The sequence below is a fragment of the Staphylococcus sp. AC872 genome, assembly GCF_979255425.1.
Genome location: NZ_CEEDKW010000003.1, coordinates 224,706 through 247,478, shown reverse-complemented (window position 1 = coordinate 247,478; position 22,773 = coordinate 224,706). Strand labels below are relative to the sequence as shown.

General features: G+C 26.1%; 18 protein-coding genes and 1 pseudogene. All 19 read right to left on the bottom strand.

The features are described from left to right. Window positions 1-37: 37 nt before the first annotated feature. Window positions 38-235, bottom strand: a complete 198-nt coding sequence (locus tag ACZ267_RS06955; protein ID WP_047210574.1) for a helix-turn-helix domain-containing protein — start codon at window positions 233-235, stop codon at window positions 38-40. Between the two features lie 9 nt (window positions 236-244). Then, complete coding sequence (locus ACZ267_RS06950; RefSeq protein ID WP_052772690.1) at window positions 245-730, bottom strand: hypothetical protein; 486 nt, start codon at window positions 728-730, stop codon at window positions 245-247. A gap of 660 nt (window positions 731-1,390) precedes the next feature. Then, complete coding sequence (locus ACZ267_RS06945) at window positions 1,391-1,750, bottom strand: phosphate-starvation-inducible protein PsiE (RefSeq protein WP_251509935.1); 360 nt, start codon at window positions 1,748-1,750, stop codon at window positions 1,391-1,393. A gap of 118 nt (window positions 1,751-1,868) precedes the next feature. After that, window positions 1,869-2,744: a hypothetical protein gene (locus ACZ267_RS06940; RefSeq protein WP_124747933.1), complete on the bottom strand. Its 876-nt coding sequence runs from the start codon at window positions 2,742-2,744 to the stop codon at window positions 1,869-1,871. Between the two features lie 46 nt (window positions 2,745-2,790). Further along, on the bottom strand, window positions 2,791-6,060 hold the full coding sequence (locus tag ACZ267_RS06935; RefSeq protein WP_463680297.1) for a DEAD/DEAH box helicase family protein: 3,270 nt from the start codon (window positions 6,058-6,060) through the stop codon (window positions 2,791-2,793). Window positions 6,061-6,140: 80 nt separating this feature from the next. Then, the gene (locus ACZ267_RS06930; protein WP_052772691.1) at window positions 6,141-7,283 is read right to left on the bottom strand and encodes a restriction endonuclease subunit S; all 1,143 of its coding nucleotides are present in this window, start codon (window positions 7,281-7,283) and stop codon (window positions 6,141-6,143) included. 29 nt (window positions 7,284-7,312) lie between these two features. After that, window positions 7,313-8,731, bottom strand: coding sequence for a type I restriction-modification system subunit M (locus tag ACZ267_RS06925; RefSeq protein WP_079449221.1), 1,419 nt, complete (start codon window positions 8,729-8,731; stop codon window positions 7,313-7,315). Between the two features lie 44 nt (window positions 8,732-8,775). Then, window positions 8,776-10,011 carry an RNA-directed DNA polymerase gene (locus tag ACZ267_RS06920; RefSeq protein ID WP_251509936.1) on the bottom strand — a complete coding sequence of 412 codons (1,236 nt, stop codon included), beginning with the start codon at window positions 10,009-10,011 and terminating at the stop codon, window positions 8,776-8,778. Next, on the bottom strand, window positions 9,953-10,564 hold the full coding sequence (locus ACZ267_RS06915) for a hypothetical protein (protein WP_251509938.1): 612 nt from the start codon (window positions 10,562-10,564) through the stop codon (window positions 9,953-9,955). The genes ACZ267_RS06920 and ACZ267_RS06915 overlap by 59 nt, the downstream gene beginning before the upstream one ends. Window positions 10,565-10,828: 264 nt before the next feature. Then, window positions 10,829-11,095 (bottom strand): type 1 glutamine amidotransferase family protein, encoded by a 267-nt coding sequence (locus ACZ267_RS06910; protein ID WP_052772692.1) that lies wholly within the window; start codon window positions 11,093-11,095, stop codon window positions 10,829-10,831. Between the two features lie 1,120 nt (window positions 11,096-12,215). Continuing rightward, a complete protein-coding gene (locus tag ACZ267_RS06905; protein ID WP_079449224.1) occupies window positions 12,216-13,529 on the bottom strand; it encodes a hypothetical protein in 1,314 nt (437 codons plus the stop codon). A 218-nt stretch (window positions 13,530-13,747) separates the two neighbouring features. After that, window positions 13,748-14,011: a hypothetical protein gene (locus ACZ267_RS06900; RefSeq protein ID WP_124747934.1), complete on the bottom strand. Its 264-nt coding sequence runs from the start codon at window positions 14,009-14,011 to the stop codon at window positions 13,748-13,750. Window positions 14,012-14,535: 524 nt separating this feature from the next. After that, window positions 14,536-17,817: a DEAD/DEAH box helicase gene (locus tag ACZ267_RS06895; protein ID WP_079449207.1), complete on the bottom strand. Its 3,282-nt coding sequence runs from the start codon at window positions 17,815-17,817 to the stop codon at window positions 14,536-14,538. Next, the gene (locus tag ACZ267_RS06890; protein WP_171991411.1) at window positions 17,810-19,087 is read right to left on the bottom strand and encodes a sigma-70 family RNA polymerase sigma factor; all 1,278 of its coding nucleotides are present in this window, start codon (window positions 19,085-19,087) and stop codon (window positions 17,810-17,812) included. Before ACZ267_RS06890 ends, ACZ267_RS06895 begins: the two co-directional genes overlap by 8 nt. A 376-nt stretch (window positions 19,088-19,463) precedes the next feature. Further along, window positions 19,464-19,616, bottom strand: a complete 153-nt coding sequence (locus ACZ267_RS06885; RefSeq protein ID WP_251509941.1) for a hypothetical protein — start codon at window positions 19,614-19,616, stop codon at window positions 19,464-19,466. Window positions 19,617-19,659: 43 nt separating this feature from the next. Then, window positions 19,660-20,193: a hypothetical protein gene (locus ACZ267_RS06880; RefSeq protein ID WP_079449209.1), complete on the bottom strand. Its 534-nt coding sequence runs from the start codon at window positions 20,191-20,193 to the stop codon at window positions 19,660-19,662. Window positions 20,194-20,351: 158 nt separating this feature from the next. Beyond that, window positions 20,352-20,975, bottom strand: coding sequence for a hypothetical protein (locus ACZ267_RS06875; protein ID WP_079449210.1), 624 nt, complete (start codon window positions 20,973-20,975; stop codon window positions 20,352-20,354). Window positions 20,976-21,186: 211 nt separating this feature from the next. After that, window positions 21,187-22,506: an SEFIR domain-containing protein gene (locus ACZ267_RS06870; protein WP_072519895.1), complete on the bottom strand. Its 1,320-nt coding sequence runs from the start codon at window positions 22,504-22,506 to the stop codon at window positions 21,187-21,189. Between the two features lie 113 nt (window positions 22,507-22,619). Next, window positions 22,620-22,713 (bottom strand): annotated as a pseudogene (locus ACZ267_RS06865) (hypothetical protein); the annotation flags it as partial. Window positions 22,714-22,773: the final 60 nt, after the last annotated feature.

The following is a 22,773-nucleotide window of genomic DNA, read 5'->3' as shown; positions in this document are numbered from 1 at the left end:
TAGTAATTTTTATTAATCATTAATACTTTAGATACCTCTATTCATTTACAATAATATCACCTGGTTGGCAATCTAAATAATTACATATCGCTTCAAGTGTACTAAAGCGAACAGCTTTTGCTTTACCTGTCTTTAATATCGATAAATTAGCTATAGTCACATCAACTGCATTTGATAATTCAGTTAGGGAAATATCTTTTTCTTTTAATACTTCATCTAATTTAATCTTTATCATATTATCTTCCTATATTGTATAATCATTTTCTTCTTTTATTTTCTGACTCTTGGAATATATAGCAGATAAAACACCTAAAACTGAACCTGCAGTAAGTATAATTGTATTACCCATATTCTCACTATTTAATACATTAGTGTATTTCTCTCCTATATTTAGAAAACTATTAATATTGGTTAAAAGTGAATAGAACATTAATGAAAAGCTCAAAGAAACAATTATATAAAAGTTACCATTTGAAAAATTTAATTGCTTATGCGTGTTATGCATTAATTTTACTGCAAGTATATTTATTACACATAGTAAAATTGTTTGAGCAATATAAATAAGCGCATAAATCTGATAATTGATACTAACATGTAATAAGTTTGTTTCAAATAAATTATTATATCTAACTAAAGACCTTATAGAAACTCCTATAGATAGTAACATTATCCCTATACATAATATTTGTGTACCTTTTTCTAACCACATAGTATTTCTTTTGATGTCCATTATTCCACACCCTTTATTGTTATTCGATAAAATGATCGAAAATCAATAAAAAGATCATCCGTGTAAACGAATGTCCATCAATAACATTTATTTACTTTTAACAAATAAAAATTTATAGCTTAGATTAATTAAATAAGGCAATAAAAGAAACTGATGCTTGTTCCTTATCGAATTGTCTTTATGTTGTGATTAAAGATAAAGATCGTCACGTTAAAAGCGCTGACATGTATCAAAATAGACTTGAATGCTATCCAGATGACTACTGTCACCTACCAAAATCATTGATCTATAAATATAAGAAACAGTGGTTCGTTCTGAAGGGTGAATTGTGAAATCGTGTTTAGATGTTTGGAAAAGGAAGGATATTGTGAAACGAAAACAAGAAAACGTATTTATCTCACACTTTTGCTTGTAGATTTAATAACTGTTCTTATTGTTAGTGCTTTAACTAATATACCTTACAGTATTGAAAAATATTTCAGCATATTATTTACAATATTACTTACGCTTTATTGCTTAGTACCAAGCGACAAAAAAGATAATAATAATCATTGAAATCTGGGGATTCATCTAAATTCAGTTTCTTATAATTTCTAAAAAAAAGAGGGAGCTGTGCTTTCACACATACTTCCCTTTAAAGTAAATTCTATATTTTTTAGTTTAATCGATGGTAAATTTTCTTAAACAATACAATGAAATCGTCAAGATAAATATGCTTGCGACTAATAAAATAGTTTCTGTAGCATCACCATGTTCTACAATAATGATTCTCACAATCGCAGTAATACCGATATAAATAAAGTATTGTAATGAAAAATGATAATTATGTTTAAAATATTGAATAATCAATAAGATAAACTCAATATACATAAATGAGACTAATAAATCTTCAATAACTTGACTATATTTCAAATCTTTATCTTGTAAAAACAGGTTTTGAAAGAAACCAAAACACTCAGTAAATAAAAATATAACAAGTGTTATCGCAATGAGACCAATACAAACATTAACTGCTAACAATAATAAATTGGAAAATCGCTCACTTATCTTATCTGGTGTGATTTTTTCATCTGTTCTCTTTAAAAATACTATATATAAATAAATTCAACAATTTATTTTAGATAATTCTCATTTCTATTCAATTATTCTGAAGTAATAAAATCCAATTATATAAGGTTCCCGTTGACAATAAATATGAAAATCCTGTCAAAAATATGATGAAAAATAGACATACAAAGGTTTTCTCACATACTTGGGTTTTAATGATTATAAATCTAGAAATAAAATTTGAAGTTCTTTTTTCGATGTAAATAGCTAAAATTCTAAATAAAAATATGAAAATATAAAGTAAACCCAATAATAATATCAAAATCCCTAGTAAGGTGTAAGCTGTAAATCCAATGTCTATTATTCTATGCAAATTTAATTTATTAGGAACTTGAGACGCAATTTTTGGCAATAATTTATTTATATAATTGACGTATAATATATATATAATGCTAACTAACAAAAAATTTAATGTTGTTTTATATAAGCTTCGTGTTACAACTATTTTAAGTATTGTTATAAAAACTAACATAGCAATTATATCTAAAATAATAAATAATAATTTCTGAATGTATAAATAATTATCTTTGAATTGTTCTCCAAAATAAATGGTACCTATAAACCCTATTACTATGAGTATTATTAAAGTATCATTGTCATCCTTCTTATTTAATACTTTAATCTCACTATCTTTTTGATAATCTTTTTTTATTTTTGGTGCCCTTTCAATAGATAAAATTTTGTTATTGCTTTTATTGTTAATTGTATTATTTAGTAAAATAAATGGTCTTATCACTGTTACTATTTCTCTCAATTTATCGAATTTATTAATTAATTTCTTATATGCTGTTGTTAAAACCATTAATAAAAAAGCCGTTAATAAACCTGTAACGTAACTTTTGGGAATATCTTTAACACATTCCCAAAACCATTCAAAAATTCCTATAATATCATCTCCTTGATTCAAAATAATCAATTACTTAACACTATAATAATATTTAATTTGGACTTTTTTAATTCATCGATGCGTTTTCATTAATATAATCAATGATTTTCATGATTTGTCGTGCATCATCTTGATTATCCTTAAATAACTTAGTGACACTACCATATTGTCTGAATGGATCTCTTTTTAATTCGTTTTTATCTAAAATACCATTGTGAGATATGTATTCTATAATCTTTTTTACAAAATGTATTTGATTAACATTTAATCTGCCTTCTGTTAAAAACTCTGAAAATGCTTCATTAGCAGCTTGTTTATTTAAGCCCACTATTTCTCTTACCAAAACAGTAATAGGTTTTTCTGGATAGTTTTTCTCATATTGCTCTTTAGTACCTAATTCTTTCCATAATACTTCTTCTAAAAGTTCTATATCATTATTTGTTAATTTTTTATTATGGTAAAGTTTATATACTGCAACATGATCTTTATGTTCTTTTATATAATGATTTACTTTCTCTTTATAACTTTGAAGATCATTCACATCCATAATCGGTTCTCCTGATGTTTGTTCTATAATTTCGTCTTCAAAGTTAGTATAATAAATCTTTCTCTTTTCTTTTTCTATAAATTTAATTAAATCTCGTAAAGCTTCTCTAACATCTTCCAAACTTCTAATTGAAGGATTATCCCAAAATTCTTTATCTTGAACATCTTTTATTAAATTTGCATGTTTATTAACTTGTGGAATTGATCCTAATTTAGATAACTCATTTGCTGTACTCATTACTTTTTTAATAGGAGCAGCTGCATTATCTGATGTTAAAACCGCAAGTTCAATTGTTAACATTAATAGGTCGAATCGTTTAGCTAATTCCTCTTCTTCTGTAGCTTCAATTAATGGTGTAACGCGCTCTTTTATTTCATTAGTTTCAAGAACAGCTAGAGCATTCCAATTATCTTCATTTCGATATTTATCTACATACTGAATATTCTGTTTAACCCGAAAACTTTCTTGGTTTAACGATTTTACTTGTCCGCTTAATTCATCAATAAGTAGTTTTCTATATGCCTGTAAGTGTTCTTGTTGATATTTTAAATCTTGTAGTTCTCGTACAATATCTAAACGCATATTATAAATACGTTGCGTTAAATTCAAACCTATTGTAGATTCAACACCATTGGGATTTACTCTGAAAAATTCAAAATTATTTAACCAATCAAATATTAAGAAACCATCTTTATCAATTCCCTGCCCATATAAATTTTCACAGAGTCTAGTACCTCTACCAATCATTTGCCAGAATTTTGTTTTAGAACGTACTTTTTTAAAGAAGACTAGGTTTACGACTTCTGGAACATCAATACCAGTATCAAGCATGTCTACAGATATAGCAACTTGAGGATATTTATCAACTACTGAAAAATTATCGATTAAGTCTTGATGATAATTAATCGTATTATCGATAACTTCGGCAAAATGACTTCCTAAATTAGGATATTTCATATCAAATCTTTCCTTAATGACCATTGCATGCTTATGACTTTTAGCAAAGATAATGGTTTTACCTAATTTATCTCCACCTTCGACTTTTAATCCATGTTCAAATAATGATTCAATAACTTTATCAATAGTATTGGCATTAAATAAAAATTCGTTTATTTCACTACTATCAATGTCTCTTACTTCTTCCTCATCAAACATGTCTTCATAGTCTCGTTTTTCTACCTCACTTAATTCATCGTAAACTATACCTTCTTCTAAAAATTTCGTTTTAGATTCAAGTGTTTTATATTCAACTAAATATCCATCATCAACTGCTTGATTTAATTCATAAGCATATGTTGGAACACCATTTTCCAGCTCAAATAAAGAATAAGTATTACGATCAACTTCATCTTTAGGTGTTGCTGTTAACCCTACTAACATACTGTCGAAATAATCAAAAATACTTTGATACTTTTGATAAATACTACGGTGTGATTCATCAATGATTATTAAATCAAAATGACCTACTGTAAATAAACGTTCACCATTTTTAGACTTAATATTATCTATTGCATTCATCATAGTTGGATAAGTAGAAAATACCATTCTACTACTTTCTGGGTCAGCTTTTTTATCTAAAAGGTTACACATAGATAAATCTGGCATTAATGCATTAAAACTTCTCATTGCTTGCTTAACCAAAGCAGTTCTATCAGCAAGAAATAGTATATTTTTTACCCAATTATGTTTTCTTAGTACATCTACAATTGAAATAGCAGTACGTGTTTTCCCACTACCAGTGGCCATCACTAATAAATTTTTACGTTGTTTATTCATAAGAGCTTCACATATATTTGTGATTGCTTCTTTTTGATAATATCTATTTGTAATATCATTATTAATTTCATAATTTACTAAAGTTTTTTTAATAGTTCTTCTCTGAATCATTAATTCAATCTCATCTTTTGTATAAAAACCTGAAACCTCACGGGAAGGATAATCATCATGTAATATAAATGTTCTAAATCCGTTTGTATAAAAGATAACTGGTCTCAACCCTTGTTCTTGTGCTATCGCGTTAGCATATAAAGTAGCTTGATGTCTACCTGTTTCTGGGTCTTTAGTTGTTCTTTTGGCTTCTACCAAACCAATGATTTTACCGTTGTCCCCTCTTAAGACATAATCCACATATCCTTTTCCAGAATCATTTGGCATTCCATCTACTGGATACTCTGCTTGCATATTACGATTAAATACCCAACCAGCAAGTTTTAAATCTAAATCAATATACATTTTACGTGTATTCATTTCAGTTGGGGTAGCTGCTTCAAAATCATATGATTCAATATGTTCGCGACGTTGATTTGATGTATCTATTCTAATTTGATGATCTTGTACACGTTGTTCTATTAATGGTTTATCCTTTTTACCCATTGTCACTTCAATATCTATAGAAGATTCTGGTCCAGTACTTGATTTAAGAACATCTTGAGGAAGAATATTTTCTTGAAATGTTCCAGCAGTATATTCATCTGAATAACAATAATCAATCCATGAAATAAATTGGAACAAATTGTTCAATGATAAAACTGCTTCATCACGTGTAATTTGAACACTTGTATGAGCCGCTGAATTACCTAACTTAATAATAAATTTAATCATAGGTAATAAATCATCATCAATAATGTCAATAAATGATCTATTATGAATAAGACTTGATAAATTATCACGATAAGGAATCTTAACATCATCATCAAATCGATAAATCCATTTTACCGCTAATTCAAGCGCACGACGCGTTAACATCGCACAAGAACTTGGACTTATCATTAATGATTGTTCTGCTTCCAAGCAATTAGTGCAAAATCTTTATATTTTTTCTTTTGTGCAATAAAATCAAAGTTTCTCATCCAATTACCCCTTTGTTCAATTTACTCATTAAATAGTTCACCATTAAAAGCTTTATGTAACAATGTTTCATACAATTCTTCATAGTATTCCAAGCTTTTTTGACATTGTTTTTTCAGTTCTTCAATTTTTTCTATTTTCTCAGCAAATTCATTTTGTTTATTAACTTCTGGTAAATTCACACGAGACTTTAGATAATTTTTTTGTGAGATGTTTTTCATCGAACCACTTGTACCTGTTGCTATATTAGTAACATGTTTTCTAAAAGTAGACTCATTTAAAACATACCACAAATATATTGGATTAACTTGTTCTTTATCTAAAATAAGTTTCCAAATTCGATCAGGTATGGTTAAATTTTTAACTGAATCAAATACATATGAAACTGCACCTACTAACTCTGATGTATTCATTCTACTTACAAGTAATTCACCCTTATCTATAAAATGATTTTTGTTAGGAATATAATCATTAGGCAAATATTTAAATTCTGTTTCGTTAAAATATTCAAAAGAAACAGCACCTGTTTTAATAACTTTATAATTTGATGGTTCTTTACTTGCCAATGATTTACCTGCATATATATCATTTACAACATCACTTAATTTTATATTTTTAAGCTTTATTTTAGTCGCATTAAACAAACTCTCTCCTAATTCATCTAAAAGTTTTAGTTGTTCTTTTCTTTTTAACAACTGTTTATCTAACTTTTGAATAATTTTCTCTATGTTGTTTTGAATTGTTAAATTCGGTAATTCTATATTAAAGTTTTTCAGTGTTTTTAATGATAGATTGTTTATAATTGAACTATTCCCCATGTTCATTAATATATATATTTTACTCTGTAAATATTTGAAAAGATAATATTTATTAACATTTTTTTTTACTTTTATTTTCACAACCCTTTGATTTAATAATGCTCTAGGACCATTCCAAATTTTTAATTTAAAGTCGCCCGATAAACTCATTAATAAATCGCCACTATTAACAATATATTTTTCTTCATATTCTTTATCCCAATATTTAAATTCAGCTTCTTCGCTATTAACATTTTGTATTCTAATAATTGGCAATGCTCTTTCACTTTGAGGAGTATCTGTAAAATCTTTTGAGGTGAATGCTTTTCCGGATATAAATTGAGCTACATCTTCTAATTTAATTATCATTTTGATTTTGCTCCATTTCTAGTATAAAATCATTTATTTATTTCTTTAATTTCATTAATTATCTCTTTTGGATTACGATATTCTTTTTCTTCATATTCTATTTCTTTATATTTATTTATAGATAAATCCCAGTCATTTTCTTTTATTTCTTCAAAAGGTACGAAGAAAGATTGTTCTGTGCGTTTTCTTTCAACTTCTTTGTCTAAATTATGATAGCGTTCTATTATATCCGGTATATTATTTTCAGTAATAGGTGAACGTTTATCATCGAGAGAATAACCATCTGCTTTCATCTCATAGAACCAAACATTATCTGTTCCACCATCGTTAGTTTTAGTAAATATTAAAATTGCTGTAGAAACTCCTGCATAAGGTTTAAATACACCACTTGGCATTTTAATAATGGCTTCTAATTTATTATCTTCAACAATAGCTTTACGAACATCTTTATGCGCCTTTGAAGATCCAAATAATACACCATCAGGTACAATAACAGCTGCACGACCACCTGGTTTTAATATACGTAAAAATAAGTTGAGAAATAGCAATTCTGTTTTCTTAGTTTTAGAAATAGCTAATAAATCATTAGCAACTGATTCATAGTCTAAAGAACCTTTAAATGGTGGATTAGCAAGCACTAATGTATATTTATCACGTTCAACGTTTTCTTCCGAAAGAGAATCTCTATAAGATATTTGTGGTTCGTCCACGCCATGAAGCATCATATTCATTGCCCCAATACGTAGCATAGTATTATCCATATCATTACCAAAAAACATTGATTTATGGAAATGTTCATTAAGAGAGTGAACATTAAATAAATCATTATGATGTTTTCTTAAATATTCACTCGCTTGTACCAAGAAACCCGCTGTACCCATTGCTGGATCAATAATTGTATCTTCTGGTTTAGGTTGCATTAATTCTACCATCATCTCTATAATTTGACGTGGTGTTCTAAACTGACCATTTGTCCCTGACTGAGCAAGTTTAGAAAGTAAATATTCATAAATATCCCCTTTGGTATCATTATCTTCTGTAGGTAATTCATCAATCATACTTATAATTCTTTGTAATGTAGCTGGTTTGTTTATTTGGAACATAGCATCTTTCATATAAATAGAAAATGCAGAGTCCTCTTTACCACCTAATGATTTTATAAATGGAAATGCCTCATTTTGAATAATTGAGTACATTTGTTGAGCATCTCCAAGATTTTTAAACCTATGCCATCTAATATGTTGTTTATCTTCAGGAAAAATACCTACATAATCATCAATTCCCAAAAGTTCGTTATCTTGTTCTTTTTCAAGCTCTGATTCATCAAGACCCTTCATAAAAATCAAATATGTAAGTTGTTCAATATTAGTTAAAGGGTTAGTACTTCCCTCTGTCCATAATATTGTCCATATACGGTCAATCTTGTTTTTCATATCTCCAGTTATCATGTATAATCTCCTTTTTAAACTATGTAATAACTATATTTCATTCATCATTTATTATTAATATAACTAAAATTAATCAATTCTACATTATTTTCTATTAAATTCTCATAGAATAGTGTCAATTTATTCGAAGGTGATACATTCAAGATATATCTCCAATTCAATTCACACCTAAAACCATACCCCTTTGATTGTTCAAAATTATTCTCTAAACAAAATTTATTAATAGCTTTTTTTAAGAAAATACAGTTATTTTGTAAGTAATATATGAAGTATCTATAAAACCATAAATTTTTAGACATTCTGATAGTATCACTAGAATAAGAAACTACTGAATCCTCAAATAACTTATTAATAACTTTTAATAAATCATTAATCTTCCATTTATTATTTAAATAATGGATTGTAACTAGAATCAATGAAAAATCATCTGTATTATTATTGATAAGATTAATTGATATCTTTTTTGTTAAAATTTTTTTAACGCGAAATTCTATTATATAAATTAAATACTGATATAATTCTTGGTGAAAATGATTACTATTATAATAAGCTATATCCTTTCGTATTAATTCTTTATTTTTAGAAAAATATTTTTGAAATATTTTATTTATGAATTTTTCCTGTTTCACTATTGTTTTCAATTCATTTACGAAGGTCAAAAACCTATTTGTTAACTTTGAATCTTTTAATGATATATCTATCAAATATTCAATTAGATTAAATTCACTTATTTCATTTGTATATTGGAATATTTCCTTAATTTTTTTAGAGTTAATCTTTTTGTTTTTCAAAGTATTAATAATAGCAGGGAACATAAATTTTATCGAACCTTTATTTCCTTTACTTTCTTCGCTAATACATAAGTCTATAAAATTTCTTATTTCTTTTATCCAAGTTTTAACTTCCGAATTTTTAGTCAATCTATTAAAGTAATTAGAAATATTATACTTATTATTCAAATTTTCATATGGAAATCTATTTATTTTAGTTTTAGAATCATTGACTTTAAGTTCATATCTTATACAAATATTATTAAAATCCCTAATGAACTTTTCTCTACTATCTTCAATGGTGTAAGAATAAATAATGTCATCCACATACCTACTGTAAATATACCCACTATATTCCATTTCTTTGTCAATATAACACATATATAATTCAGTAATTATTCTACTAAGCATATTACCTGTAGGTATTCCATGTGTCTCGTCGTTTTGACATTTAGTAATTAATTTGTCTAATTGATTGGCAAAACCGCCTTTTTTTTTTCGCTTTTGCATTTTCTTTTCCCATTATCACCCACGGAATACTATGAGTATATAAAGAATGATAAAAATTAGATAAATCTATATTAAGTACATTGTCTCCCCCTTGTAACAAAGTTTTATTCATTTCTTGTGTGAAATTAAAGTTATATTCAAATAAATTAAAAAATTTAGACATTGAATGTTTATTATCAAGAAATATACTAATAAATTCATGCTTATTTTCTATCATATAAATAGCTAAGTCTATATAGCTATATATATTAGGTAATTTATATTGTCTTCTAGCATACTTTGATTTAGGGATTGTAAAATTTATCGGTTCGGTACAATTTTCATATCCTGACGTGAAGTAATTTTCTTTTATAATTTCATAATTAGCTGTTAAATACTTGGCTAAATTTTCAAAGTTAAAAATTCTAATATAAAAAGAATCTGATTGACCATAAGTATTTGCATTACTATTAAATTCATCTTGTTTTTCCTTCGGTGTGACATCAAAATAACCATATTTGATTAAAAAGTTAATATCAAAAATACTGTCATAAAGTTTTTCTAAATTATGCATAAAACTTACCTTCACTTTTAAAATTTATAATAAATAATACATATTAATTAATATGATTCTCATATTTTTCAATATTCATAAAATCCGTATTCGTACATGAAAATTTGTTATTCTATATTTTTTACCATCACATAGTAGACTTTTCAATACAAGTTCTGTAAATACAGTGTTATTGTTCCATTTTTGATTAAAACTAAAGTTAGATTTATATAGTTCTAATATATCAATAGAATTTCTTGTATAACGATAAATATTTAAATTTCCTTATCTAGACAAGTAATCCTCTACTCTATATATAGTATCAATAAATTTATTGATATCGAAAGCACATTCTACGAAATGTCTATGCGTTTCATCTTCTATATACAAACTATTATCGCCTATCATTATTAGTAAGTCATAATCTGTAATATCATCTAATAAAATATCTATTTTGGTAGTAAAACCACCAATTGAAGTTATATATTTTTTAATTGAAAATTTCTTAACATTCCAGTATTCAGCATAGAAGAACAGTATCTTGTTTTCCAATCTGCACATCAATCTAATAATAAAAATAATACTTTCTTCATTACATATTTATCTCACTTTATTAAAATATAATTGATGTCTAAGGTTACAAATATCTTTAAGAATTTTCCGACTATTTAATCTATACTAAATTTCCTAAAAGAAATGCAGAATCCAACATTTACTTACTAGAACGCTTATTCTTATACATTATTGTATCTCATGTATAATTCTATGTAAATATTGATACTTATAATCAAAAAATAATGAAGTAGAATATGTATTATTAATTTTTCAAAATCTATTTGACTATATCATAATAATAAGTAAACTTTTGAAATATCATTTATATAACACCTATTTTCACTCTCTAAGTTTTATTTCATTAGTTTCGTCTTTTACTTAGATCTAACTAATTAACCACCAAATAAAGCAGGTGACTTATATCATTAGTCGCCTGCTTTGTATTTAAGTATTCATTTTTAGTTCATTCTTACTCAAATTCGTTTAAAACAATAACTTTACCGAAGCTGTTTGTGCCTTCTAAATAATCGTGTGCTTAGTTTGAATACTTTCTCAGGTTTAACAGCAATAAGGTTGCTTTCTATATAATCAAAGAGTTCTTTTATCTTTATTTCATTAACATTTTCTGAAACAAAATTCGCTCTAGTTCATCCATTGTTTCAGCACTAGGCAAGTTCGAATTTATAAGATATTCATCTTGAAAAGTGGTTTTATATTTCATTATTTATACGCAATTTTACAAATCACTTCATTCGTAATTTTCTTCTTACTATTAATTACATCAAGAATTAGTTTTGTTGTTCCTTCGTTACTTCCATACCTTCAAGAGAAAGATTTTTAGCGATTTGTTTATTAACTATTGAATCCATTGTAATCATATTATCGCCTCCTGATGGTAATGTGATACCATAACCACTTTTATCTTATCTACATTCAATATTAGTAATAAATTAAATGCTTTCTTAATTAAGTTTAATAACTTTATAGCATCACTTATGATACGCTTCTCCCTACCAATGTTTTTACTAAAAAATTCCCTTCAAAGTTTTGATACTTTCTAATATCTACTTTGAAGGGAACCCATATTTTAAATATATAGATTTATGTAACTCTAGATTCATTCATTTTCTTTTTTAAAACTATCAAGTATTTCTTTTATATTTACATATTCATCAGTGTTAATTTCAAACTCTTTTCTCTCTATTTCATTAAATATTATTTTTAAATCTCCATTTGCACGACGTCTACCGCTAATTTGTCCGTTTTGATCAAAGCTACTCAATATTTGTTTAACTTGTTCTTTATTAAAATCTGATAAATAAGGTTCTATGAAAACATCGAATTTATTATTTGCAATATCAAAAGAGTGGCTGTTTCTAAATATATTTATTGATAAATCTAGAAATTCATTCAATGCGCCTTCATATTTACATATATTATATAAGATGGTTGCATATTCCATTTTCACTTCCTCATAATCACAATTACTTTCAAGTTCTTTTTCAATTACTTTCAAATGTTTAAACACATTATCGTTTAAGAAATAAGCTATAAATGTTAAATTCTCATCATTTTTTATATTATTTTTTAACATTTCCTTAGTAAAATCGTCAAAATTTTCAAAAATATTATTTTTTGCTATAAATTTAACAAGTAAGTTAAACTTATAGTTATGATCAAATGAAATATGTTCTTTACAATAATCTTCTTTTAACTCTCCAGATAATAAATTATTTTTTTGTTTAAATAAAATTTGTAATGTTCTATAGTTTATATCTCTATTAAGCTTACATTTTCTATTATCTAACTCAAACGTAAATTTCCAAAGTCCTCTAAAAACATTTTTAACTATATAATCATTAAAATATTGTAAATAATTTTTTTGAATATACTTTTCTAATTGACTATCATCTATTAAATAATCTTTTTTCTCATCTAAATCTTCAAAAAATTGATCTTCTACATCTTTTGTGAAAATAGATGGCTTTACAAAAAGTTGTTCTAGCATATTTCTTATTTGAGCTATTACGTCTTCTCGAGATGGAGATATCAACAAATCATTTCTATCTATCACAGGATGAGCAGATAAATTTCTTAGTATTTTTAAATGACTTATATTCTGATGAAGTAATACATCTATCAATTTTGTTTTTTCTTTTACTTTTTCTATTAATACTTTTTCCCATTCAGGACTATTAGGATTTCTACTTTGCATCTCTTGGATTTCATCTAAAATTTTTTTAGCTTTCTCATCATTAAATATTGAAACCATATCCTTAAGCTTATAAAGTATATCTGAAATAACGACAGAATATAACATTACCATTGCTGAACGGTAACTTCCATTTTGATATGAAATCAATACTTCTTTAAAATACTCTTGAGTTTCTTTTTTGTTTATATTTTCGTATAATGATTCAATTTGCTCCATTAGAAAACCCCACAATAATTATCTATTTATCAAATATTTTTTATTAAGTTACTTATTATACTAACAAATTCCAATAACAATATATAGGAATATTTTAAATTTTATTTATATCACCTAATCTTTATAGATTATTTGTTGCTATTAGATAATATCAGTTTTAAAATATTAACTTTCTAATTTAACTTTAATCACTGATAAAACATCCAATATATAGTAATTTAATACAGTCTTGATTGAATATCCATTATGCCATGCATCAACCTATTTCTATTTATATAAGAAGTATCTTTTATTTTATTATAATTGCTATAATATTCTTTAATTAATTTAATAGTAGTATGAGTAATAATACGTTCTAATTCTTTATCATTATCTCCTATGTCTTTATTTAAAACAGACTTAATACTTTTATAATTGGGCTCTCTTTCTTCTTGATATACATTATATATAGTTAAATAATCAATTACAGCTAAAGATAACATAGAAGCTTCTACGTAATGTTTTTTCAAAATTAGATAATATTAGATTTATATATGAATATTTAGGAAAGAAAAAATCATTATTCAATAAGTTATATTTAATATTTGAATAATGAAGTTTAAAATTCGTATAAATATCGACATCAGTTATTTGATCCTTTTCCACATATACTCCACAATAATCAGAAAAAAATTCTAATTTCATACTCATTTTATGTGTCTCAAAATAATATATAAAGTTTTTCAAACTTTCCTGTAACGATTCAACACTTTGTTTTAATTTATCCAAATCCATACTCGATGTTATCTTATTCATCAAATTAGTATATTGTTGAATATTTTCGTTTATTAAACTAGTCGTATTATTTATAGCTTCTCTTATATCCTTACTTATTTGTGGAAATTTTTAATAAAAAATAGTGCATCTCCATAACATAGAGAATGCACAATTTTTTATAATGTATTTACTAGTCTTTCAAGTTCATCAGTATTAACCAAAAATATATTCTTTAAAAATTTAGATATATCTATTTTCGAGAAATAGTTTCTTTTACTTCATTTGGTAAAATTCCCATAAAGTAATTTTCAATATTATCCCAAAACCACTCAGTATAATTTAGTGTTCTTTCTGTTACGGTTGCTCCAATCTGCTTTTTTGTAAATAAATACTTGAGCATCTCCACACTCGTATAATGTTTTGATTGAACATCTTGTAATATAGTATTTTGATAAAAATCACCTTGTTTAATTGCTTTTTCAAGAGGTGCTACCGAGTTCATTCTTAAATAAATTTGTGGTGTATTACCTCCTACAACTTGATAATTAAGTAATTTCCTAGCTTCACCAATACCTAAAGCAGCAATCTGCGCATCTATATTATTAGTTTTTGATCTAAGATGAAATGACGTTATAGTATCTTTATCTTTTACAAAATTATATTTAGGTGTCAATGCGCTTGTAATAGAATTCATTATAAAACTAGTGAAAATATCTCCATCCTGATTGAAAAAATATTTTTGATTATTTTCATTATTAATTCTTTCTGTTATAAACTTAATTTCTTTAATCTTCCCAAACTCAAAAGCAGCATTAATAATAGTTTGAGCAAATGCTCTCCCTTCAAATTTATCAGATATTTTTAATGACTTCATAAAATGATTACCTAGCTCTACAACTGTGAAGTGTTTATCAGTTATTTTTTGTTGATTCACAAATTTTTCGAAAGAATCTAAAATAATTTTATATTTTGATTTTATGTCTTCTATTGAATTATCGCTATTCATACTTACTTCAACACCTGAAGTATATATTAATTTTTCAAACAACTTACTATGCTTTAATTTATCTCTTTCTTTATCATTAAATAATGCATACTTGAAACTTGGATACGACATTTTTTTGTAATATTTTTCCCATATGCCGCTTAAATTCACTTGATAAATAGAACTATATGAAGGACTTTCAATATCATATTTTTTACTAAAGTATTTACCAAGATCAGATTTAATAAATGTAGACTCCATATCCGGAGTTACCATAATCATATCATTACCAAACAAACTTCTTGGTCTCGCAACAAACGGTGAATATCCAAGTTTATTAGGTGATGAAAAATCTTTTTCTATCATCAATAAAACAGTCTTAACTTTATTATCCAATGAATCTTCATCACGTTTATTTTGCACGAAAATATATTTAAAATCTTCGGGACTAATAATAACATTACGATTATTACCTTTTTCCTTATAGACTGACAATACTTTTTTCATTACTTCTAATATTTGAGATTTTCTTATAGATGACATTCCTTGTAATTTTTTCACTTCATTCATATCTTTCGATAGAAAATCTATTACTCCAAACCCCTTTTCAACTTTGTTTTTATCTCTTGCTGCACGTCCAATTTCTTGAATATAATCAACTACATTTCCTGTTGGCGCATAATGATAAACATTATTAATATCTGGAATATCTATCCCCATTCCGAACGCTTTAGTTGCTAGTACAAATTGTATATCTCCAGATTTATATTCCCTAAGAACCTCGTCTTTTTCTTCTTTTTGAAGTGTTCCATAATATTTACCTGTTTTCTTAGCAATCTCAGGTTCATTTAAATTAACAAAGTTATAAAAATCTAAAAGTAGCTTTACTGTTGGGAAATACAGCAAAGATTTTTGATTTAATTTTTTAGCCTGTTGTAAGTGTTTTAAAGCCAAGGCATTTTTTGTTTTTCTATAATCCCTTCCTTCAGCTTCCAAATCTTTCTGACTACTACGTACTTTCATTATTAGATCTTCTCTTCTCACATTACCAAAATATGATATAGGACTAATCATATTTAAACTGTTTCTAGTATCTAAATACATATCTTCACGTCCGCCATATATTGCAGTTGCTGTAAATGTTACAATTGGAAACTTATATTCTTTTCTTAACTTCGCTAAGTATATACCAAGATACCAATAGTCTGCTCTAAATGATTTACCCCAAGTGGTAACAATATGAGCTTCATCTATTATGACGATCCCAATATTTCTATCTCCAATAAGCATTTTAATATCACTACGTGCTTGTAGAGTTTCAGGAGATAAATAAAGAACATCAATTTTTTGGTTTTGAATGCCTTCTATTATATTCTCTTTTTCATATGGTGGTGTATTTCCATTTATAGTAGCAGATGAATTTACCCCTTTTCTGCGCATATTTTCAACTTGATCATTCATAAGTCCAATTAAAGGTGATATTACAAGTGTTAGTGGTTTGTTATCTTTATATTTATCGGCTAAATATAATGCGGGTACTTGGAACATTACTGATTTTCCTGCGCCTGTTGAAGCAGTAATATATATATCCCTAAATGCTTCTCCAAACATTGCATTTTCAGCCTGATTAACAATATCATCAACAATTTGTACTTGCGATATTGCAACTGTTTTTTTTGATTGATTTTCTATATTTTCATAAAATGCTATATCCCGAAATCCGTTATAACCATAAACATCTTTTAACACACTTTCGTAATTTTCCTTATTATCAATAACCTGTTTTTTTATAGACAATGTTGTAAAATAAAAATTTGCATTAGTCACATTACTAAGAATATTAATTCTTTCTAGATAATTATTCGGTAACTTATCGAGTGATCCAGATAAAATGAATACAATATTTTCGTTCTTTTCACTATTAATTATTTCATCTTGTAAATCTAAAAAAGGAATTTCATCATCTGACAACTCAATGCGTTTTGTATTTTCTGAAGGATAATTATCAGTTATTTGTATATTATATTCATGATTTTCATAAAGATTATAGACTTTTACATTTTCGTTAGTTTCTGGATATGTAACAAAATAGTTTCCCGACTGTTTTGAATAGTCTATCTGACCATAAAAATTTGAAACTACTTCAAGTATTTTCATTTGTTCCGGTTCCAATGTGTTATCTTCTTCAAAATAGAGATCATGATATATAGTTTCAACATTTGATAATGTATTTTTATATGGATACTGTTTTGCATAAAGATTATTTTTCAAAATAATTATAGGCATTTTATTTATAGAAAAATAATCCTTAAATATTTGATATTCTTCAATGGTCATCCATTTATAATCTTCATTAAACGTTCGGTTTAAAATAATTTCATCTACTACTTGATCTTTCAAAATATTTAATTCTACTTTATCATAATAGTCGATATTAAATGAAAAATATTTATTCTCTTCTGGCATTAAATTCTTATCTATACCTTCAAGAACTATGATACTGCTACCATTTTCACTAATAATCTCTTCTATCTTATTCTTAACCATAATAATAGTCGCCTAACCTTTCTTTAATTTTAATAAACTTCAATTTTTTTAAAGCTTTCGACTCAATCTGTCTAATACGTTCTCTTGTAACGCCAATTTCTTGTCCGATTTCTTCTAAAGTATAAATTCGTCCGTTTTCAAATCCAAAACGCATCAATAATACCTTAGCTTCACGCTCTGTCAACCTATTACTGAAAAGATTATCAATTTCTTTTTTTAAAAATAATTCTGCAACTTGATTTTCAATACTTATACTTTTTTCATCAGGAATAAAATCAATTAACAAACTATCTTCATCTTCTCCAATAGTTGTTTCTAGACTAGTTAAATTTGATATAGTTTTTATCTTTTTCATCGTTTCAATTTCATCTATTTCACATTCCATTTTTACTGCAAGTTCTCTATTAGTTGCTGTTCTACTATGTATATTAAAAAATTCATTTTCAATCTTTATAAGCTTAGTTATCTTTTCACGCATATGTACAGGTATTCGTATAGTAGTACTAAAGTCAGCAATTGATCTCGATATACTTTGTCTTATCCAATGTGTAGCATATGTTGAAAATTGAAATCCTTTTTCTACATCAAATCTTTCGACAGCTTTTAATAATCCTTGCATCCCAGCTTGAAACATATCATCTTCGTTAAATGATGAAGTAGACAAACCTTTGTATCTCAGCACATTTTTATAAACTAGCTTTTTATTTGCAAAGGTTAGTTTATCTAATAATTCTGACTTTTTTGCATGATCTTCTTTATGTTTTTCATAGTCACTTAAATATTCAATATTATGTCTTTGATTCACTATATCTTCTAAATTTTTAAGATTTTCTTTAAATTCATCATTATCTAAGAGATCATCTAATTCATCAGATTCTTCAATTTCTAATAGTTCTAAATCCTTATTTATAGCTTTTTGATTTATATTATTAATAATTCTATAATCCATATCTTTAAGTAATTTACGAATAGTAACTTGTACTTCAGAATTAACAACTTCTTCTTCAAACCACTTTAATAAGTCACTTTCTAACATTTCTTTATTTTCGTCAAACATAGAAAATAATTTCTTCAATTTATTTTTATATGAATTCTGGGACTCAATGATTATAATATCTAAAGATTTCAGTTCATCATAGACAATACTTTTTTCATCATTTTTTATAGCAAATTGATTAAATAAATTCTCTAATTTCTCCCGTTTGATTTCACTACCAAAGATTATATTATCATTGATGTAGTCAATGAATAATGACAAATTATCACTCATAACATTCCAACCCTTATATTTTGATCGATTAATTATCTTCATCATTGTAAAACAAATTACACCCTTTAAATTTGACTAAACTTAAATATTCACATAATATATTGATAACTTTATTATACTGCTCTTTATATGTAAAATCATTAATAGTTAAAAAGCTTAAAATATTTAACATTTTTGATTATTCCACGCTATTTTATCAGCTCTTTATCGCAATAAAAATAAACAAAACATTTAAATAATATAGCAATTATATTTTATAAAAATAAATATTTCGTTTTATGATAGACTTATTTTAATTAATGTTCTATTTTATAAAACATTTACGAGTCTAACAAGTTCATCTTTATTAATGTTGATACCATTAGATTAATATTTGCTAAATTAGTCGCTGACCACTTGTTAAGACATATATTTCAATAATCGGACATGTGTCATTAATGATAGGCATGATTTCTTCATCAAACCTCTTCGGTCCATGATTTGCACTGTAAATCATGACATGAAGTTTAATATCATTAACTATATTCATAGGAATTTTTCTTCTTTTTTTCTAGACAATACACACTGTTTTCCTACGACATTTGAAATTCCATTATTTTATCTTTTGACAATAACTTATAAAATTTCTCTTGTAAGTTTCGAAAGTTCATATACGCAACTGTACTCTTTATTATAATTAAATCCATCAATTTTGGATAAATTAATTCGACAGCTTTTTTGAGTTCTTTCTTATTTCCCATTAGAAGAGATACTTCAACTAATCTAGATATCACTGAGTCATAGTTACTAGCTTCACTATAATGTTCACAAATATAAACTAGGCTAGTTAGTAAAGACTGTGAAATCTCATATTTATTTTTAGCTATTTTCTTATCACCATACTCAAATAAGAAATCAGAGTATCTTGCTTTTAAAAATATATTATTTGTCTCATATAACCTTTTCTCATAATATTTAAGCTGTTCATCCCTAAATTTTTTTATATCTGGCCACTCAGTAACATTAACATCAATAAATGTTGCCATAAATCTTGGTTTATTTTTATTTTTTGATAAAATGGGAGTTTTCTCACATAAAGAGAAAATATCAATCTCATATTGTGCCAATTCCACTTCATTTTTTAGGTTTTCATTTTTAGCCCAATCTCGATTTTTTTAAAGCCTTCTATAAATTCTGAATAATATTTAGTAGTCTCAATTAATTCCAGTTCATTTACTTTTTCTTTAAATTTGTCCATATCTTACCTCATTGAATTTAAAATATATTAATCTTCACTCTCTATTTCATTATGTTGCGTAAGTTCTAAATAAGCTAATTGAATAAAAATTCTATATCTATAAACAAGATCATCGTCAAAAAGATAACCGCCATTCCTATCAATATCTCTAACTGTATGGTATATACTTTTAATAATTTTAGTTGGTTGATAGTTCTCATTTTGAAAGTCTTTTGTAAGAAATTCAAAAGCATTATATAAATGTTCAATAGTTTTAATATGACCATTTTTCGCTACTTCTTTAAAAACCTTTTCGGGTAAATTAATCAAAGAAAAGTACTCATTAAATTTATTATTTTCTTCTGCTGTATTCGGTCCTTCTCCTAAGTGAATATTATCTCTTGGATCTTTTCCACCTAAGTGACGAATTTGAAAACTTTCAGATGCTTCCATTGCATCTTTTAAACGACCAATTTCTGCTAATGAAACACTTACTTTACCTGCATTATTTTCAAAATTAATTTGACGAATCCTATTTAATAAATCTGAAATTTCTTTTCTAAATACTAAAATTACAATCAATAAAAGTAATGGAAAACTAAGGTGTTTATATAAATACGCTGAATATTTTAAAACTTGCTCTAAAATAATACTAAAATTTGATATTTCCAAGAACACACCTCATTTGTGTAAAATAATATAATGATAGAGAAGAACTAATAGATTTTTCATCAATCAAAAATTAATGATGCCAAAATAATTTATATATTGTCTTTACTTAAATGGTAAATATACACCCACCTACTTATGATAACTTTCCCCTTATTAGTTATTTTACTAAAAAAATGAGCCCGTTACCTGAGCTCATTTTAAAATAATTATATTAATAGCTGCCAATTTCTTCTTTATCAATAAAATTAAAAATGGTAGGCAAATCCCATGTTAGATTAATATTATCATACTTTTCAAATACTTCACTTTGTGAGCTTCCAAATAAAAAGTCAAATTGAGCTAGATAATTTTTACTACGAAATTTATTTATTAAAATATTAATAGTGCGTTGCTCAAGCATAGGCCACCTACTATACAACAGAGATCCATGCCACGTTTCATATTCACTCTGAATATCTTTTTTCATTAGACTTTCTGTATATAAAATCACATCTGCCTCTTGGACTTTTTTTAAATCTTTCCCTTCAAAGTATAATTCGGCTAACATTTTTTTGACATTAGTCTCATATGAATATTTCCTTGATAACGCCCGTGGGTATAAACTTAATATATAATAATTTGCTTCTCTTCTACTAAAGTTAAATTTAGCATTCAATAAATCTTTCAAAAATTCATTTGCTCCTAACGATAAAGATTCACTTACTAGTATAAGAAATGAAAAATAATTAAAAATCCTAGTCATTGGATTTTCAAATTCTTCTTCCGTAAGAGTTAAACACCTATTATAATGCTCTATAATTATTTCCCTAAAATAAAAGTTATCATTGTTTAACGCATAGGTAATAACTTCTTTCCAAGTATCAAAAATCTCTTTTAATTCCATTAAATCTTCTTTATTATAGTCCTCTATGCTATTTTCTATATTTTCTAAAGTTTTATAAATAATGTCTAAAGCTTCTTCAAAATTTCTCATTCTATTATAACTTTTAGATAAAGTTAATTTTTTTATCGCTTTTTTCAAGTCATTTTGGTCTTGATTATAATCGGGCACTTTACCAATTTTCGGTTTCTCAAATAATGGTTTATTATGTACTTTTCTTGCAATTTCTTCTGTTTTCTCTATATCTAATTCAATATCTGTCATATCAATAGCGAATCTAGTATTACAAAAAATTGGCAATGATGGTTTGCCATTACTTAAAATATCTAAAAAAACAGGTATAAACTTACTATCTTTTTGCTTATCATAAATTTGCGAGCTAATTATTGTGCTCTCTTTTCCAACTCCTCCCTCTCTATCATTTGCTCTATTACAGTACTGAAGATCGCTTAATATTATAACAAAATCAATAGTCTCATCATTTACCATAGACTCCATAAAGTGATTCAAATCATCACCTTCAGTACAATGCCATACATCTAAAATAACATCAATCCCATGATCAACTCTCAAACTTTCTGCTATTCTCACAACTCTATTCAAATGATCTCCATTTGTTCTAGAATAAGAAATAAAAGCTTTTTTTGTCATATTGTCCTTCCCCTTTTAAAAAAATAACTATCATATTATCGTCCGTTTTTATACAAAGCATATTTGTATATTTTTTCCAATGCATACTTGATATTCTCTCTGCTTTCAAATGAATGAGAAGGAATTTTCATCCCATAAAAACCAATCTCCATTTATTACTTTATCTCTAATGTATGAAGCAATCTCTTTATACTTAATAAAAATCATTCCTTTTTAAATTGGTTGGGTGAAGTTTCTGATAATTGGTTGTACTTATTATAAATCATA